This is a genomic window from Streptomyces sp. NPDC058741 (genome assembly GCF_042746715.1).
Lineage (GTDB): Bacteria > Actinomycetota > Actinomycetes > Streptomycetales > Streptomycetaceae > Streptomyces.
Window position 1 is genome coordinate 203,518 of record NZ_JBHYQH010000006.1, and the last position, 15,955, is coordinate 219,472.

Annotated in this window: 13 protein-coding genes, 2 rRNA genes and 1 pseudogene; 10 read left to right on the forward strand and 6 right to left on the reverse strand. The window is 71.5% G+C overall.

The features are described 5' to 3' along the window. Positions 1-288 precede the first annotated feature (288 nt). A complete protein-coding gene (locus ACFW6P_RS07720; protein WP_386347382.1) occupies positions 289-1,842 on the forward strand; it encodes an FAD-binding oxidoreductase in 1,554 nt (517 codons plus the stop codon). A gap of 18 nt (positions 1,843-1,860) precedes the next feature. On the opposite strand, the gene ACFW6P_RS07725 is transcribed toward ACFW6P_RS07720, so the two are convergent. The 3 genes from ACFW6P_RS07725 to ACFW6P_RS07735 form a co-directional block, all read right to left on the reverse strand. Then, positions 1,861-2,562, reverse strand: coding sequence for a phosphatase PAP2 family protein (locus tag ACFW6P_RS07725; protein WP_386347384.1), 702 nt, complete (start codon positions 2,560-2,562; stop codon positions 1,861-1,863). Positions 2,563-2,808: 246 nt separating this feature from the next. Next, a complete protein-coding gene (locus ACFW6P_RS07730) occupies positions 2,809-3,816 on the reverse strand; it encodes an NlpC/P60 family protein (RefSeq protein WP_386347387.1) in 1,008 nt (335 codons plus the stop codon). Positions 3,817-4,185: 369 nt separating this feature from the next. Beyond that, positions 4,186-5,118: an oxidoreductase gene (locus ACFW6P_RS07735; protein ID WP_386347390.1), complete on the reverse strand. Its 933-nt coding sequence runs from the start codon at positions 5,116-5,118 to the stop codon at positions 4,186-4,188. A gap of 89 nt (positions 5,119-5,207) precedes the next feature. Between ACFW6P_RS07735 and ACFW6P_RS07740 the strand changes: the two genes are divergently transcribed. The 7 genes from ACFW6P_RS07740 to ACFW6P_RS07770 all read left to right on the forward strand — a co-directional run bounded on the left by ACFW6P_RS07740 (position 5,208) and on the right by ACFW6P_RS07770 (position 13,388). Further along, complete coding sequence (locus tag ACFW6P_RS07740; protein ID WP_386347393.1) at positions 5,208-5,810, forward strand: TetR/AcrR family transcriptional regulator; 603 nt, start codon at positions 5,208-5,210, stop codon at positions 5,808-5,810. 393 nt (positions 5,811-6,203) lie between these two features. After that, on the forward strand, positions 6,204-6,512 hold the full coding sequence (locus ACFW6P_RS07745) for a hypothetical protein (RefSeq protein ID WP_386347486.1): 309 nt from the start codon (positions 6,204-6,206) through the stop codon (positions 6,510-6,512). Between the two features lie 193 nt (positions 6,513-6,705). Further along, positions 6,706-7,539, forward strand: a complete 834-nt coding sequence (locus tag ACFW6P_RS07750; protein WP_386347396.1) for a hypothetical protein — start codon at positions 6,706-6,708, stop codon at positions 7,537-7,539. Then, complete coding sequence (locus ACFW6P_RS07755) at positions 7,529-8,881, forward strand: hypothetical protein (RefSeq protein WP_386347398.1); 1,353 nt, start codon at positions 7,529-7,531, stop codon at positions 8,879-8,881. Before ACFW6P_RS07750 ends, ACFW6P_RS07755 begins: the two co-directional genes overlap by 11 nt. Then, positions 8,878-10,434 carry an SCO6880 family protein gene (locus ACFW6P_RS07760; protein ID WP_386347401.1) on the forward strand — a complete coding sequence of 519 codons (1,557 nt, stop codon included), beginning with the start codon at positions 8,878-8,880 and terminating at the stop codon, positions 10,432-10,434. Before ACFW6P_RS07755 ends, ACFW6P_RS07760 begins: the two co-directional genes overlap by 4 nt. A gap of 6 nt (positions 10,435-10,440) precedes the next feature. Next, positions 10,441-11,850 (forward strand): ATP-binding protein, encoded by a 1,410-nt coding sequence (locus ACFW6P_RS07765; RefSeq protein ID WP_386347404.1) that lies wholly within the window; start codon positions 10,441-10,443, stop codon positions 11,848-11,850. Between the two features lie 11 nt (positions 11,851-11,861). Continuing rightward, entirely contained in the window at positions 11,862-13,388 is a 1,527-nt protein-coding gene (locus tag ACFW6P_RS07770) for a type IV secretory system conjugative DNA transfer family protein (protein WP_386423161.1), read from the forward strand. Between the two features lie 35 nt (positions 13,389-13,423). On the opposite strand, the gene ACFW6P_RS07775 is transcribed toward ACFW6P_RS07770, so the two are convergent. Beyond that, positions 13,424-13,966, reverse strand: a complete 543-nt coding sequence (locus tag ACFW6P_RS07775; RefSeq protein ID WP_386347409.1) for a GNAT family N-acetyltransferase — start codon at positions 13,964-13,966, stop codon at positions 13,424-13,426. Between the two features lie 94 nt (positions 13,967-14,060). On the opposite strand from ACFW6P_RS07775, the pseudogene ACFW6P_RS07780 reads away from it, so the two are divergent. Continuing rightward, a pseudogene (locus tag ACFW6P_RS07780) lies at positions 14,061-14,982 on the forward strand (ATP-binding cassette domain-containing protein). Beyond that, positions 14,979-15,632, forward strand: a complete 654-nt coding sequence (locus ACFW6P_RS07785) for a response regulator transcription factor (protein ID WP_386347412.1) — start codon at positions 14,979-14,981, stop codon at positions 15,630-15,632. Before ACFW6P_RS07780 ends, ACFW6P_RS07785 begins: the two are co-directional and overlap by 4 nt. A 49-nt stretch (positions 15,633-15,681) precedes the next feature. On the opposite strand, the gene rrf is transcribed toward ACFW6P_RS07785, so the two are convergent. Further along, a 5S ribosomal RNA gene (gene rrf / locus ACFW6P_RS07790) occupies positions 15,682-15,798 on the reverse strand. Between the two features lie 84 nt (positions 15,799-15,882). Further along, a 23S ribosomal RNA gene (locus ACFW6P_RS07795) occupies positions 15,883-15,955 on the reverse strand; the annotation flags it as partial.

Consider the following 15,955-nt stretch of genomic DNA (forward strand, 5'->3'; position numbering starts at 1 on the left):
TTACGGTGGTCGGCGTGGCGCAGATGGACGGGCTGGAACCTCCCCCCAACCTCCCGGAACACCGCACGACGACAACGGAGAAGGGCCGCTTCTGCGTGGCCCGGTGCAGCTGCGGCTGGTACGGCCCGGCCAGACGCGCGAGAAGCCAGGCCCGCACCGACGCGGAGAGACACGCGACGGGCTGAGGAAACCGGCGGACGGGGGACCCTCCCCACCGGGAACCCCCGGCGTCATGGAACCTCCGCCCCCACCACCCCGTCTCCCCCGACGCAACGACCGGGAGGCCCCATGGAACGCCGCACACTCCTCACCGCCGGCGCGGCAGCCGCCGCCGCGGCCCCCTTCACCACCACCGCCTGCACCACGCCGGGCGGCGGCCCCCACTCCGGGGCCCCGGCCACCACCACGCGGACCACCACGACGGCGAACTCCGCGGCCGCCGACTGGAAGGCGCTCGCCCGCGACCTCGACGGCCCCCTGGTCAGCCCCGGCGACCGTGCCTGGCAGACGGCCCGGCAGCTCTACAACACCCGTTTCGACACCCTCAAGCCGGCCGCGGTGGCGTACGTGGCCCACCCGGACGACATCCGCACGGTCCTGGCCTACGCCCGCGCCCACGCCCTGCGCGTGGCGATCCGCAACGGCGGCCACTCCTATGCCGGGTGGTCGTCCGGCGACGGCCGGCTGATCATCGACGTCTCGGAACTCGCCCGGGTCCGGGCCTCCGGCGACACCGCCGTGGTCGGCGCGGGCGCCAAGCTGATCGACGTCTACCGGGCTCTCGCCGCCAAGGGCGTCACCATCCCGGCCGGTTCCTGCCCCACCGTCGGCGTCTCCGGCCTCACCCTCGGCGGCGGGCACGGCGTGGTCTCCCGCGCCTACGGCCTGACCTGCGACAGCCTCACCCGGGCCACACTGATCACCGCCGACGGCAGGCAGCTCACCGCCGACGCCCGGGAGAACAAGGACCTCTTCTGGGCCCTGCGCGGCGCGGGCAACGGCACCTTCGGCGTCGTGACGGAACTGCAGTTCACGACCCACCCGGCTCCCCAGGGTGTCTCGGCGTACCTGTCCTGGCCCTGGTCGAAGGCCGCCGCGGTGGTGACGGCCTGGCAGGAGTGGGGCCCGGCGCAGCCCGACGAGATCTGGTCCTCCCTGCACCTGGCGAGCGCCGCCGGCTCCACCCCGACCGTCTCCGTCGCGGCGTTCTCCCTGGGCACCCAGGGCGAGCTCCGGAACGCCGTGGACCGCCTCGCCGACCGCGTGGGCGCCCCGGCGCGCAGTGTCTCCCTCAGGCGCCGCTCGTACGAGGAGTCGATGGAGGTGTACGCGGGCTGCTCCTCGTTCCCGACGGACGCCCAGTGCCATCTGCCGGGCTCGACCCCGGGCCGCTCCCCGCAGGGCGCCCTGGGCCGTGAGACCTACGCCGCCGCGTCGGACTTCTTCGACCGGTCCCTGTCCGCGGCCGGCATCCGCGCGCTGCTGTCCGGCATCGGCTCGGTGCGCGGCGGCACGGGGAGCATCGCCCTCACGGCCCTCGGCGGAGCGGTCAACCGCGTCCCGCCGACCGCGACGGCCTTCGTGCACCGCCGTTCACGGATGCTCGCCCAGTACATCGCCGCCTGGCGGGCCGGCACGAGCGGCACGGCGGCTCGCGACTGGCTGGCGGAGGCCCACCGGGCGATGCGCCCGCACGCCTCGGGGGCGGCCTACCAGAACTACACCGACCCCACGCTGTCCGACTGGCGCACGGCGTACTACGGGGAAGCGGCGACGCGTCTGGCCCGGCTGAAGAAGCAGTACGACCCGAACCGCTTCTTCAGCCACCCGCAGGCGCTGTGAGCCGCCCGGCGCCGGGCCCTACGCGGCGAGGTCCCGCTCGGAGGCCCGCTCGTCGCGCGACTCGGGGATCACCGCGTCGTCCTCGTCCTCGGCACGCCCTGCGGCCCGCACCAGCCACCCGGCCCGGGGCGAGCGCTCCACCGCCTTCACCACCGGCGTCAGCAGGGCCATGGCCACCGGCGACAGCAGCAGCGCCACGGCCGTGCCCAGCGCGAACCCGCCGACCACGTCCGTCGGGTAGTGCACGCCCATGTAGACCCGGATGAACCCGCCGAACAGGGCCAGCACGAGCGCGACGAGCCCGAACCTGCGGTGGGCGACGAACAGCCCGACCGCCAGCGCCATGACGATCGTCGCGTGGTCGCTGACGAACGAGTAGTCGGTCTTGCCCTGGACGAGCACCTCGAGGCCCTGGTGGTCCAGGAACGGCCGCGGCCGCTCGACGAAGCCCCGTATCGGCACGTTCACCAGCACGGCGAGACCGGCGGCCAGCGGCGCCCAGGCCAGGGCCGCGACGGTGGACGCCGCGTCCTCGCCGCCGCGCCTGCGCACGGACCACCAGCACCACACCACGAGCAGCACGATGGCGAGCAACAGCCCGTACTCGCCCACGTACTCCATGACCCGGTCGAACCACGGTGGGGCGGCCTTGGCCAGGCCGTTGATGTCGTACAGCAGATCGACGTCGGGGTTCGACCCGGAATCGGCGAGTCCAGCCATGGTGCTGCGGCCCCTTCGTCGTCTCTCCCGGCGCACCCGTGCGTGCGCCGCTCCTGCCACCCCCGTGGTGGTGGATCCGCTGCCGACGCATGTGCCCACGGCACGTGATTCCTGACGGTTGCTCGGCTACGTCATCCAGGAACGCATGGTCCCCGCTGATACGTTCCACAATCCACCGAACGATCACGCAGACGTTATCGAAGAGAGACACGTCATCGCAGCTCAGGGGGTGGGTTCACAGACGGTTCACACCGTCGTGGGCAGCGCTTTCGCGCCATCTTCGGTCACTCTGGTGGCTCCGAAGTAGTCGGGGGTGTCGATCGGGTCGAACCGGATGACGGCACCGGTCCGCGGCGCGTCGATCATGTACCCGCCCCCCACGTAGATGCCGACATGCCGGATGGCCCGTGAATTGGTGAGGTCGTCCGAGAAGAACACGAGGTCACCGGGCAGGAGCTCGTCCCGCGCGGGGTGCGGCCCGGCGTTGTACTGGTCGTTGGCGACACGCGGGAGCGTGATGCCCACGCTCGCGTAGGCGGCCTGGGTCAGACCGGAACAGTCGAAGCGTCCGCCCTGCTCAGCGGTGCCGGTACCGCCCCAGAGGTAGGGCGTGCCGAGCTTCTTCTGCGCGTACTCGATGGCGCCGGCGGCCTGCTTCGAGGGATCGACCCGGCCGACGGGCGCCGCGAAGCTCTCCGAGAGCGCGGTGATCCTCTTCACGTAGTTCCGGGTCTCGCTGTACGGCGGCACGCCCCCGTACTTGATCACCGCGTACGCGCCCGCGTTGTACGCGGCCAGCATGTTCTCGGTCGGGTTTCCGCCAACCTTCTTCACGTACGAGGCGAGTTCGCAGTCGTACGACGCGGCGGAGGGGATCGCGTCCTGCGGGTCCCACACGTCGCGGTCGCCGTCGCCGTCGCCGTCGATGCCGTGGGTGGCCCAGGTGCCGGGGATGAACTGCGCTATGCCCTGCGCGGCGGCGTGGCTCTGCGCCCTGGGGTTGAAGCCGCTCTCCTGGTAGAGCTGGGCGGCGAGCAGGGCCGGGCTGATGGCGGGGCACAGGTTGCCCCACTTCTGCACGAGGGCCGCGTACGCGGCGGGCACCGACCCCTTGGCCAGCGCCTTCGCCCCGCCGCTGACGCCGTTGACCAGGTTCCCGGCGACGAGGTAGACCCCGACGACGAGCAGCATGACGAAGGCCAGGGCGGAACTGATCGCAACGCTCGCCACGATCCACGCCTTACGCACCGTCAACCGCCCCTCGCCGCATAGGAGTCCGCCGCTCAGTGTAGAGGCGGGCGGCCCGCTCGGGAATGATCACGCGGAGGAGAGTCGGGGCGGAAGCGGAACGGACCGCCGCACCGGCGGCGCGGCGGGAGCACGGCGGGAGCACGGGAGGCGCCCCCGGCGCACGGAAGCACCCGCGGCTCACCCACCGCCGCCCCGCTTGGATGGGCGGGGCGGCGTGGCGGATGGCTTTGGTGACCAGTTCACTGACGACGAGTTCGGTGACGAAGGCCGTCTCGTCCAGTCCCCAGGCGTTGAGCCGGTCAGTGGCGGCCTGGCGGGTGGCGGCCACCTGCCCCGCGCCCCGGCGGGCACGACCCCCGGCGCCGGGGATCGTCAGACGCCCGCCTGCCCGTTCCCGCCCAGGGGGAAGGACGTCCCCGTCAGCTCCTCCGACACCCGCCACAGCCGACGGGCCGTCAGCGGGTCGGCGGCAGCCCGGGAACGGCCCACCAGGGTCGGGGCGCCGCGCATCTCGCCGAAGCCGTCGGGACCGGCGTAGCTGCCGCCGGGCAGGTCCTGGGTGGCGGCGTACAGGGTGGGCAGGGCGCCCGCCCTGTCGTCCTGCGCGAGCAGCCTGTTGCCCAGGCGCATGAAGGCGCGGGCCACCGGGCTGGCCGCGTGGCTCTGGAGGTTGGTGGCGGCGTAGCCGGGGTGGGCGGCCAGCGCGCGGACCGTGGAGCCGGCCTCGGTCAGCCTGCGCTGGAGCTCCAGGGTGAACAGCAGATTGGCCAGCTTGGACTGGGCGTAGGCGCGCTGCGGGGTGTAGGCGCCGGCCAGGTCCAGGTCGTCGAAGCGGATCCGGGCGCGGCCCCAGCGGTGGGCGCCCGAGGAGACGGTGACGACCCGGCCGGTGATGTGCGGCAGCAGCAGGTTCGTCAGGGCGAAGTGACCGAGGTGGTTCGTGCCGAACTGCATCTCGAAGCCGTCCTTGGTGCGCCGCCTCGGGATCATCATCACGCCGGCGTTGTTGACCAGCAGGTGCAGCGGCCCCTGCCAGGACTCGGCGAAGGCCCGCACGGAGGACAGGTCCGCCAGGTCCAGCCGGCGCACCTCGGTGCTGCCGCGCACGGTCGCGGCCGCGGCCCGCCCGCGCCCGGTGTCCCGTACGGCGAGCACGACGTGTGCCCCCGCCCGGGCCAGCGCGTCGGCCGTGGTGAGCCCGATGCCGCTGTTGGCGCCGGTGACCACCACGGTGTGCCCGCCGAGGCCGGGAAGGCGCTCGGCGCTCCACTTCTCGTCGCTCTGCGTGTTCGTCTGGTCGGCCATGACCCGAATGTAGACGTCGCCAACAATGCTGTCAACGACAACAAAGCTGTCATCATCAGCAAAGCTGACACTGCCAACATCGGGATACGATGACCGGCATGTCAGCCAGCCGCCCCTACCACCACGGAGACCTGCGCTCGGCCCTCCTCGCCGGCGCCGAGCGCACCCTGCGAGAGAAGGGGGCGGCCGCGCTCTCACTGCGCGAACTGGCTCGCGAGGCCGGCGTCAGCCACGCCGCCCCCGGCCGGCACTTCAAGGACAAGCAGGCCCTGCTCGACGCCCTGGCGCTCACCGGGTACGACCGGCTGGCCCAGGCCCTCACGGACGCCGACGCCCCCGCCCTCCCGCTGCAGCAGCGGCTCACCGGCCTCGCCCGGGCCTACCTCGCCTTCGCACTCGACAACCCCGAGCTGCTGGAACTGATGTACGCCCGCAAGCACGACCCCGGCGCCTCGGAGCAGATGGCGGCGGCCGTCGACCGGACGGTGGGCTCCCTCGAACGGGTGCTCGCCGACGCCCAGGAACGCGGCGAGATCGTCGCGGGCGATCCGCAACGCCTCACCCTGCTGACCGGCGCCACCCTCCAGGGCGTCGCCGGCTTCGCGGCGGCCGGCATGCTCGCCCCCGACGCGGCCCTCGACGGCATCGAGGGCCTCGTCCACCTGCTGCTGCACGGCCTCAAGCCCCGCTGAGCACGAGGGGCACCACCGGGTTGGGTAGCCTTCACCCGGAGAACACCGGCACGATCCGGTGCGCCCCCACACCCGATCGACCGTCAGCAACGGGATGCGAAGGTGACATTGGCCATAAGAGGGCTTAACGACGGAGCCGCACGACAGGTTTCGCTCAGGCCTCATTGCCCGGCGTGACCTGCCGTGATACACAGAGTGACCATACGATCCCCTCGCACGCCGTCCGGCGCCTCCCTCGGGTCCCGACACCGAACGATGGCAAGGTATTCGTACGAAACCCGCCAATGAATGACGCCAAGTCGACATACGACAGCGTCATTGTCGGCGAGAATGAGCCTGACCTCTGCACGACCGCAGAGGATGCGGAACTACCCAATTGGGGCGGTGACTTACATGCTCTTTGCGGCCGACAAGGGAGACATCAACACGATCATCGGCGGGATCGCTCCGGACTGGGGCCCCTTCGGCAGCCTGGGCAACGAGGCCAAGGTGATGATCGAGGTCGTGATGGCGGTGGCCATCCTCGTCTGCCTGGGCATCGCCATCTGGGGCGCCGCCAAGCAGCGCATCGGCGCCACGGCCCTGCGCGACACCTTCAGCGCGGAGCAGGGCAAGGGCCTCATCATCGCCGGCCTCACAGGAGTCTTCATCATCGGCTCCCTCGGCACGCTCTTCACCATCGTGTACGGCATGGCCGTGTAGGCCGGGCACCGTCCGTCCCGGCCGGGCACGCCCCCGGCTCCTCCTCCATCCCACCCGCCCGTCGTGCCCACCGGCTGAGGTTGCGTCTCCCTGATGTCGAGTCACCACACCGCGCCCGCGCGCGAACCAGCACGGCTACCGTCGTACCAGGAGTCGAAGTGTCTCCGCACGACGTGGAGGGGGCGTACGCGGCATGAGTCCCGGTGACGAGCACGAGTCGTCCGGCGGCTACGGCGGCACGGGCCAGACCCGCACCCGCCTCCCCGACCCGACCACCGACCCCTACGGCACCCCGCGCCGCGGCTCCCGCTCCTCGTCCCGCGGCCTGGTGACGGTGGTCGGCGTGGTGGTCCTCCTGATCGCGGCGATCGCCTTCGCCAATCGGGGTGGGGGCGACTCGCCCTCCAAGGACACCACGGGCGACAAACCGGAGACCTCCTCCACGGCACCCTCCGGCCAACGCCCCGTCAAGACCAAGTCCGACGCGGGCATCCCCTCGGGCTTCGCCCAGAACCAGGAGGGGGCGGAGAGCGCGGCGGCGAACTTCGCCGTGGTGCTCGTCTCGGCCGACATCCTCAAGCCCGCGCGCCGGCCCGAGATCGTCCGCCAGGTCTTCGACGCCTACGGAGCCGCCAAGTTGGAGAGCACCCTCGACCGGGTGTACGACAAGGCGTTCCTGGACAAGGTCGGCCTGGACGAGAACGGCGACGCGCCGAAGGGCAGCACATACGTCTCACGGACCATGCCGGTCGGCACCAAGACGCTCGACTACTCGGGCGGCACAGCCACCGTCGAGGTCTGGTGCACAGGTGTGTTCGGGATGACAGGAGAGACCTCGCAGAACCCCGTCACCAGCGACTGGTTCACCATGACCCTCCAGCTGCGCTGGAGCGACGGCGACTGGAAGGTCGACAGCTTCTCCCAGAAGGAAGGCCCCGCGCCGGTCAACGGCGACAACAGGGTGTCGACATCGGACGACATCTCCAAGGCCGTCGAGGAGTTCGGAGGGTTCACTTATGCCCGGTAGCGCGCGCCGCGCGGTGAAGGTCGCCGCAACCCTCACCGCCGTGCAGACCGCCCTCGTCCTGCTCGCCTCCCGAGCGGTCGCGGCCCCCACGCCGTCGCCCACGCCCACCCCGTCACCCTCGCCCAGCAGCGACAACTGCTCCCTGCTCTCAGGCCGGGCCAGGGAGATCTGCGAAGGAGACACCGGCAGCGGAAGCGGTACGGGCGGGGGCAACCCGTCCCTCGACCCCACCTCCACCCTCGACCCCCTCTCCTCCCTCGCCAAGGGCTGTGCCGACGCCGCCGCATGGACCGTCGACAAGCTCAGCGACGCCGTGCGGGAGACCGCCAACGTCGACTTCACCAACCCCGAGTTCCTTAAGCAGTACGCGGTCGTCTTCGCCGCCTCGACGATCCTCACGCTGCTGCTCTGGCTGCTGGCCGTCGCCAAGCGGGCGGTGCGCGGCGTCCCCCTCACCACCGCCCTGTCCGAAGCCATCGGCTTCCTCTGGCTGACGGTGCTGGCCTCCGCCTTCACCCCCCTGATCCTCTACACCGTCGTCTCCGCCACCGACGGCATCACCGAGGTCCTCGCCAAAGCCACCGGCGACCAGACCGACGCCTTCTTCGGCACCTTCTCCGAGGCCCTCAAGAAGGGCGAGGACATCGGCGGCGGCCCCATCATGCTGATCGTCGTCTCCCTCGTCAGCATCCTCGCCGCCGGCGTGCTCTGGCTGGAGCTCGTCATCCGGGCGGCGCTCCTCTACGTCGGCGCCCTCCTCGGCACCGTCGTCTACGCCGGCCTCGTCGACAAGAACCTCTGGGGCCACGTCCGCCGCTGGGCGGGCATCATGATCGCGGTGATCCTGATCAAGCCCGTCATCGTGATCGTCCTCGGGCTCGCCGGCGCGCTCTCCGCGGGCGACGGCCCCGACGCCTTCTCCGCCGTCGTCTCCGGCCTCGCCATCATCCTGCTCGCCATCTTCGCCAGCGCGATGATCTACCGCTTCGTCCCCGGCTTCGGCGACGAGATCGCCGGCTCCCGCAACAACCGCCTCATGCAGGGCGCGGAGAGCAAGGCCGCCGCGGTCATCAGCTCCCCCGCCAGCCTCGTCGCGCAGGGCATCAAGACCCACAGCTCCCGCGCCGACAACAACGGCGGAGGCAGCCAGTCCTCCGCCGCCCGCCCCAGCAACCCCGCCTCCGGCGGAGTCGCCGCACACAGCGGGCGCACCCCGAACGGCGGCGGCGGACCCGTCCCCTCCGCCGCACCCGCACCCCGTTCGAGCAGCCCCGTCAACACACCCCACGCCAGCAGCACCCGCAACAGCAGTACCAACCGCACGGGAGGTGAAGGGCGTTGACGACCGAGTCCCACGTGTCCCATCCGGTCACGCCCCGCCGTACGTATCTGATCGGCCGCGCCCGGCCGAACGCGATCATCGGCCGCAACCGCGAGACCGGCGAGATCGCCCTGATCGTCGTGGGCGCGTTCCTCGGCATGATGTGCGGCCTGCTCGTCCCGGTGCTCTCCGTGCGCATCGTGCTGCTCGCCGGCTTCCCGATGCTGGCCCTGGCCGCCGTGTACGTGCCGTACAAGCACCGCACCTTCTACAAGTGGTTCGAGATCAACCGCAGCTACAAGCGCACCCTCAAGCAGGGCACCACCTACCGCTCCACCGCCGTCGAGGCCGGCACCCGGCTGGACGGCAAGGAGGTCGAGGTCGGCCCGCCCCCGGGCATCGGCCGCATCACCTGGCTGTCCGCCCCCTTCGGCCCCGACGAGATCGCCGTGCTCCTGCACGCCGACCGCAAGACCGTCACCGCCGCCATCGAGATCGAGGGCCCCGGCGTCGGCCTGCGCGACAGCGAGGACCAGGAAGCCCTCGTCGACCGCTTCGGCACCCTGCTCAAGCACGTGGCCAACGGCGACGGGTTCGTCACCCGCCTGCAGATGCTCGCCCGCACCCTGCCCGCCGACCCCGACGCCCACGCCAAGGACGTCGCCGTCCGCGGCGACGACAAGGCACCGCCGTGGCTGCAGCAGTCCTACGAGCAGCTCCAGTCGATGGTGTCCACCAGCAGCGAGCAGCACCGCGCCTACCTCGTCGCCTGCATGCACTACACGCGCGACCTCGCCGCCGAGGCCAACGCCATGGCCCGCGCCGCCCGCGCCCACGGCGGCAAGGTCGACCGCGACGCCGGACTCGCCGTCGTCATGGCCCGCGAACTCACCGACATCTGCTCGCGCCTGCAGGAAGCCGACATCCGCGTCCGCCAGCCCCTCGGCCAGAGCCGGCTGTCCTCGCTGATCCACTCCATGTACGACCCGGACCACCCCATCGACCACATCCAGGCGATGACCAAACGCAACGCCTGGCCGGCCGAGCTGGACGCCATGGAACCCACCTACCTCCAGGCCAAGACCCGCGAGTCCTCCACCCGCGCCCCCTGGTGCCACGCCACGGCCTGGGTGAAGGAGTGGCCGATGACCCCCGTCGGCGTCAACTTCCTCGCCCCGCTCCTCGTCCACACCCCGGACGTCATCCGCACCGTCGCCGTCACCATGGACCTCGAACCCACCGAGGTCGCCATCGAGCGCATGCTCACCGAGAAGACCAACGACGAGGCCGAGGCGTCCCGCGCCGCCAAGATGAACCGCACCGTCGACCCGCGCGACGTCGCCGCCCACTCCCGGCTCGACCAGCGCGGCGAGGACCTCGCCAGCGGCGCCGCCGGCGTCAACCTCGTCGGCTACATCACCGTCTCCAGCCGCAACCCCGACGCCCTCGCCCGCGACAAGCGGACGATCAGGGCCTCGGCCGGAAAGTCGTACCTGAAACTCGAGTGGTGCGACCGCGAGCACCACCGCGCCTTCGTGAACACCCTTCCCTTCGCCACCGGCATTCGGAGGTAGGACCTGATGCGGGATCCGCTGTCCGTCCTCACCGACGCCTTCACCTCCTTCCTCTTCGGGAAGGTGGAGACGACCAGGCTCCCGGTGCGCACGTCCACGGGCCAGGCCCAGGCGGTCTACCTCCCGACCGCCGCCCCCGGCCTCGGCGACTCCGGCGTCATCATCGGCCGCGAGGTGTACTCCGGCAAGGGCTACATCTACGACCCCTTCCAGCTCTACGGCCAGCAGCTCCCCGCCCCCCACTGGCTGGTCCTCGGCGAGTCCGGCAACGGCAAGTCCGCGCTGGAGAAGACGTACGTGCTGCGCCAGCTCCGCTTCAAGGACCGCCAGGTCGTCGTCCTGGACGCCCAGGGCGAGGACGGCGTCGGCGAATGGAACCTCGTCGCCGAGGAGCTGGGCATCACTCCCATCCGCCTGGACCCGATGGCCGCCCTCGACCACGGCATCCGCCTCAACCCCCTCGACCCCGCGATCACCACCACAGGACAGCTGGCGCTGCTGCGGACGATCATCGAGGTCGCGATGGGCCACGGCCTGGACGAACGCTCCGGCTTCGCCCTCAAGGTCGCGCACGCCTACGTCAACGAGACCATCGTCGAACGCCAGCCGGTCCTCTCCGACATCGTCGAGCGACTGCGCCACCCCGAACCCGAGTCGGCCGAGGCGATGAACGTCGCCATAGACGACGTACGCGCCTGGGGCCTCGACGTCGCCCTGGTCCTGGACCGCCTCGTCGACGGCGACCTGCGCGGCATGTTCGACGGGCCCACCACGGTCGGCATCGACCTCGACGCCCCGCTGATCGTCTTCGACCTGTCCCACATCGACCGCAACTCCATCGCCATGCCCATCCTCATGGCGATCGTCGGCGTCTGGCTGGAGCACACCTGGATCCGCCCCGACCGGAAGAAGCGCATCTTCCTGGTCGAGGAGGCCTGGCACATCATCAACAGCCCCTTCGTGGCACAGCTGTTCCAGCGCCTGCTGAAGTTCGGCCGGCGGCTCGGCCTGTCGTTCGTGGCGGTGGTCCACCACCTCTCGGACGTCGTGGACGGCGCCGCCGCGAAGGAAGCCGCGGCCATCCTCAAGATGGCCTCGACCAGGACCATCTACGCCCAGAAGGCGGACGAGGCCAGGGCCACCGGCCGCGTCCTCGGCCTGCCCCGCTGGGCGGTCGAGATCATCCCGAGCCTCACCCCGGGCATCGCCGTCTGGGACGTCAACGGCAACGTCCAGGTCGTCAAACACCTCGTCACCGAGACCGAACGCCCCCTGGTCTTCACCGACCGCGCGATGACCGAGTCCTCCGCCGACCTCGCGGACGACGCCCTGCACGCCGCCGAGATCGAGGCGGAGGAACGGGCCGCCGCCTTCGTGGAACACCACCTGGGCGACGCCGAATCGACGGTGGCGTAGGGGAGGGACACGTGAGACCCGACCACCACCGCACCCGGCGGGACCACCAAGGAGGCATCCCCGACGGCCTGCTGGTCGGCCTGCTCGCGTTCCTCCTCGGCATGACCCTGCTGGTGTGGACGGCCACCGGCCTCGCCGCCTGGTTCGCCCACGGCTCCTGGCCGTCCGGCGTCACCTTCGCCCGCACGCCCCTCGCCATGCGCGACCTCATCGCCCGGCCCCACGACATCCCCGGTGCCTGGCCCGCCACACCCGCCGGCGAACTCTCCGGCTACGGCCTGTTCTGGGGCCTGTTCATCGGCCAGCTGATGATCCTCTTCGTCCTGACGGTGTTCGTGATCGGCACGGTCGCCCGCTGGAGGGCGGGACGGGCACGACGCCGGGCCCAAGGGCCCGCGCACGGACACCACGAGGTACCGGAACCGGCCGCAGCCCCCGAACCGGCACGGCACCAGGCACCGGCGCCCGCGGCGAGTCCTCAGCACGAGGTCCCCACCGCCCGCCGCGCGACCCCCGAGCCCGCCGCCACTCCTCCCGTGGAGCCGACGACACCGCCCCCGGCCCTCGTTCCCCCCACCCCGGCCCCCCTGTTCGGGCAGGGCGGCACGGGCGGATGGGAGAAGATCCTCGTGGCACCGAAAGAAGCCCGCCGGACCACCGCCGCCCAGGCGGTGCGCGACGCGGAAGGCCCCGCCCTCGTCGTCACCTCCGACCCCACCCTGTGGCAGGAGACGAAGGACGCCCGGTCGAAGCTGGGCCCCACCCACCTCTACGACCCCACGCACCTCTGCAGCACCCCCGCCCGCCTTCACTGGTCCCCCCTCGCCGGCTGCGAGGACCAGGCGACGGCGACCGCACGCGCCACGGCCCTGCTCAACCCCGTACGCCCCACCGCCACACTCGACCGGGCCGTCAGCGACACCGCCGCCACCCTCCTGCGCAGCTACCTGCACGCCGCCGCCGTCGACGGCCGCACCGTCCGCCACGTCCACCGCTGGGCCCAGGGCACCCAGATCCAGGACGCCGTACGCATCCTCCGCACCAGTCCCAAGGCGGCCCCCGGTTCCGCCGGCGAACTGGAAGGCGCCCTCACCGCCCACCCCGAACGCCGCGACATCGCCCATCAGTTGACGAGCCGTGCGCTGGCCTCGCTCTCCACGGTCAACATCCGCGAAGCCTGCACTCCCAACCGAACTGATGCCCTCGCATTGGATTCCTTCGTCCACGAAGGGGGCACGCTCTATGTGGTGGGGGAATCCATCGAGGACCCCAGGACGCACCCGGGCGCGATGCCCCTCCTGACGGCCCTCGTCTCCAGCGTGGTCGAGCGCGGCCGGCGCATGGCCGAACGGTCATCCTCCGGTCGCCTCGACCCACCACTGACGCTCGTCCTGGACGACGTCGCGGCCGTGGCCCCGCTCCCCCAGCTCCCGGAGCTGCTGGCCACCGGAGCGGACCGCGGCCTGCCGACCCTGGCCCTGCTCAGGTCCCGCGAACAGGGCCGCGCCCGCTGGCCGCACGACGAGCTACCGGTCTGACACCGAACCACCGGTCCGGCCGCCGGCCGCGCCCCTCACTCCCGCTCGAGCACGAACTCCAACTCCAGCTGCCCGGCGTCCCCCAGCGGCACGGTCACCCCGCTCGGCACGAACCCCACCCGCCGGTAGAACCGCTGCGCCCGACCGTTCTCCTCGTGCACGAACAGCCGCACCCGCTCGAGCCCGCGCCCCCACGCCCACTCCAGCCCGGCATCGAACAGCACTTCCGTCAGCCCGCTCCCCCGCTCCTCGGGCCGCACGAACACACCGACCAGATGCCCCTGCTTGCGCTCCACGGCGCACCCGGCCCAATCGGTCGTCCCCGGCTCCTCCACGAGCACGGTCAGCGACCCCACCCACCGCCCGTCCGGCCCCTCGGCGATGATCTGCTGGGCCGCGTCCGCCCCCTCGGCGGCCCGCTGCGTCCGCTCCCGCCAGTAGGATTCGGGCTTGGCCACCGCCTGCTCGTACGTCTCCAGGAACGCCAGGTGCGCCACCGGGTCCCGCAGCGCCACGAGCCGCAGCTCCTTCACAGCAGCCCACTCATCGGCGCGGACGGACCGGATCACATAGCTCATGCGGGCCACCGTAGTACCCCGGTACGACGCCCCTCACCTCGATTACCGCCGCCGGTCCGACGTCCGCGGGCCCCGCGCGGACGAGCATCGAAGCATGCTGACCGCACACGAACTGACCAACCGCTACGGCGACCGGACCGTCGTCACCGACCTCTCCTTCACCGTCCGCCCCGGCTCCGTCACCGGCTTCCTCGGCCCAACGGCGCCGGCAAATCCACCACCATGCGCATGCTCCTCGGCCTCGACACCCCCACCCGCGGCCACGCCACCGTGAACGGACGCCCCTACGCCGCCCACCCCGCGCCCCTCCCCGAGGTCGGCGCCCTGCCAGGCCCGCTCCGTCCACCCCGGCCGCACCGCCCACCAGCACCTGTGCGTCCTCGCCCTCACCCACGGCATCCCCCCGCTCCCGCGTCGAGCACGTCCTCGCCCTCACCGGCGGCCTCACCGACGTCGCCCACCGCCGTGTCAAGGGCTTCTCCCTCGGCATGGGCCAGCGCCTCGGCGTCGCCGCCGCCCTCCTCGGCGACCCGGCGACCCTCGTCCTCGACGAACCGGTCAACGGCCTCGATCCCGAGGGCGTCCTGTGGATCCGCACCCTCCTGAAGTCCCTCGCCGCCGAGGGCCGTACGGTCCTCGGCGCCTCCCACCCGATGAGCGAGACGGCCCTCACCGCCGACCACCTCGTCGTCATCGGCCGCGGCCGCCTCCTCGCCGACACCACCGTCACCGACTTCGTCCGCGACTCGGGCGCCGGCACCACCAAGGTCGTCACCCCGCGCGCCCCCGACCTCGTGCGCCTGCTCACCGCAGCCGGCGTCGACATCACCACCGACACCCCCGGCACCCCGACGGTCCGCGGCACGGCCGCCCAGCACATCGGCCGCACGGCCGCGGCCCACGGCATCCCCCTCTACGAACTCACCCCCGGCACCGCCTCCCTGGAAGAGGCCTTCATGGACCTCACCCGCGACGCCCTCGAGTACCCGGCGACCCTGGAAGGGGCAACGGCATGACCACCACCACGACCCTGCCACCCCACCGCGTCACCCCGGCGCGCGTCCTGCGCGCCGAGTGGCACAAGCTCTGGACCCTGCGCTCCACCTGGATCACCCTCGTCGCCACGACCCCGCTGACCGCGGCGATGGGCGCGGGCCTCGGCGCGGCCTACGACGGCACCGGCGAAGGCGGCATGGACGGCGTCGTCTTCGCACTCCTGGGCACCCAGTTCGCCACCGTCAACCTCGGCATCCTCGGCGTCCTGGCCACCGCCGGCGAGTACTCCACCGGCCAGATCCGCGCCAAGGACGCGCAGCCCGAGGAACTCCTGGCCGGCGTCCGCGCGGTGGCCACCGGCGACGCGGTCGTGGCGCCCAGCCTGACCCGCCGCCTCCTCGACGCCTACGTCCACCACCTGCCGACGGATCCCGGCACAGGCGACGCGGCGGAGGAGGACCCCCGCCTGACCACACTGACCGACCGGGAACGCGAGATCCTCACGGTCATCGGCAAGGGCCGGACGAACACGGAGATCGCGAGCCGCCTCCACCTGGCGGAGTCGACGGTGAAGACCCACGTGGGACGCATTCTCGCGAAGACCGGCTCCCACGACCGCATCCAGGCGGTCATCCTGGCGTACGACGCCAAGCTGGTGGAACCGTCGTAAGAAACAGAGAACCCCCGCATCACCAGATGCGGGGGTTCTCCCAATAATTGTTCGGCGGCGTCCTACTCTCCCACAGGGTCCCCCCTGCAGTACCATCGGCGCTGTAAGGCTTAGCTTCCGGGTTCGGAATGTAACCGGGCGTTTCCCCTACGCTATAACCACCGAAACACTATGAAACCGCCAGCCGCACCACACGTGGCACGTGGGGCTGTTCGTGGTTTCAGAACCAACACAGTGGACGCGAGCAACTGAGGACAAGCCCTCGGCCTATTAGTACCGGTCAACTCCACACGTTACCGTGCTTCCATATCCGGCCTATCAAC

Coding starts and splice junctions, on each gene's coding strand:
- ACFW6P_RS07720 (WP_386347382.1), top strand. CDS start 289: ATGGAACGCCGCACACTCCTCACCGCCGGCGCGGCAGCCGCCGCCGCG.
- ACFW6P_RS07725 (WP_386347384.1), bottom strand. CDS start 2,562: ATGGCTGGACTCGCCGATTCCGGGTCGAACCCCGACGTCGATCTGCTG.
- ACFW6P_RS07735 (WP_386347390.1), bottom strand. CDS start 5,118: ATGGCCGACCAGACGAACACGCAGAGCGACGAGAAGTGGAGCGCCGAG.
- ACFW6P_RS07740 (WP_386347393.1), top strand. CDS start 5,208: ATGACCGGCATGTCAGCCAGCCGCCCCTACCACCACGGAGACCTGCGC.
- ACFW6P_RS07745 (WP_386347486.1), top strand. CDS start 6,204: ATGCTCTTTGCGGCCGACAAGGGAGACATCAACACGATCATCGGCGGG.
- ACFW6P_RS07750 (WP_386347396.1), top strand. CDS start 6,706: ATGAGTCCCGGTGACGAGCACGAGTCGTCCGGCGGCTACGGCGGCACG.
- ACFW6P_RS07755 (WP_386347398.1), top strand. CDS start 7,529: ATGCCCGGTAGCGCGCGCCGCGCGGTGAAGGTCGCCGCAACCCTCACC.
- ACFW6P_RS07765 (WP_386347404.1), top strand. CDS start 10,441: ATGCGGGATCCGCTGTCCGTCCTCACCGACGCCTTCACCTCCTTCCTC.
- ACFW6P_RS07775 (WP_386347409.1), bottom strand. CDS start 13,966: ATGAGCTATGTGATCCGGTCCGTCCGCGCCGATGAGTGGGCTGCTGTG.
- ACFW6P_RS07785 (WP_386347412.1), top strand. CDS start 14,979: ATGACCACCACCACGACCCTGCCACCCCACCGCGTCACCCCGGCGCGC.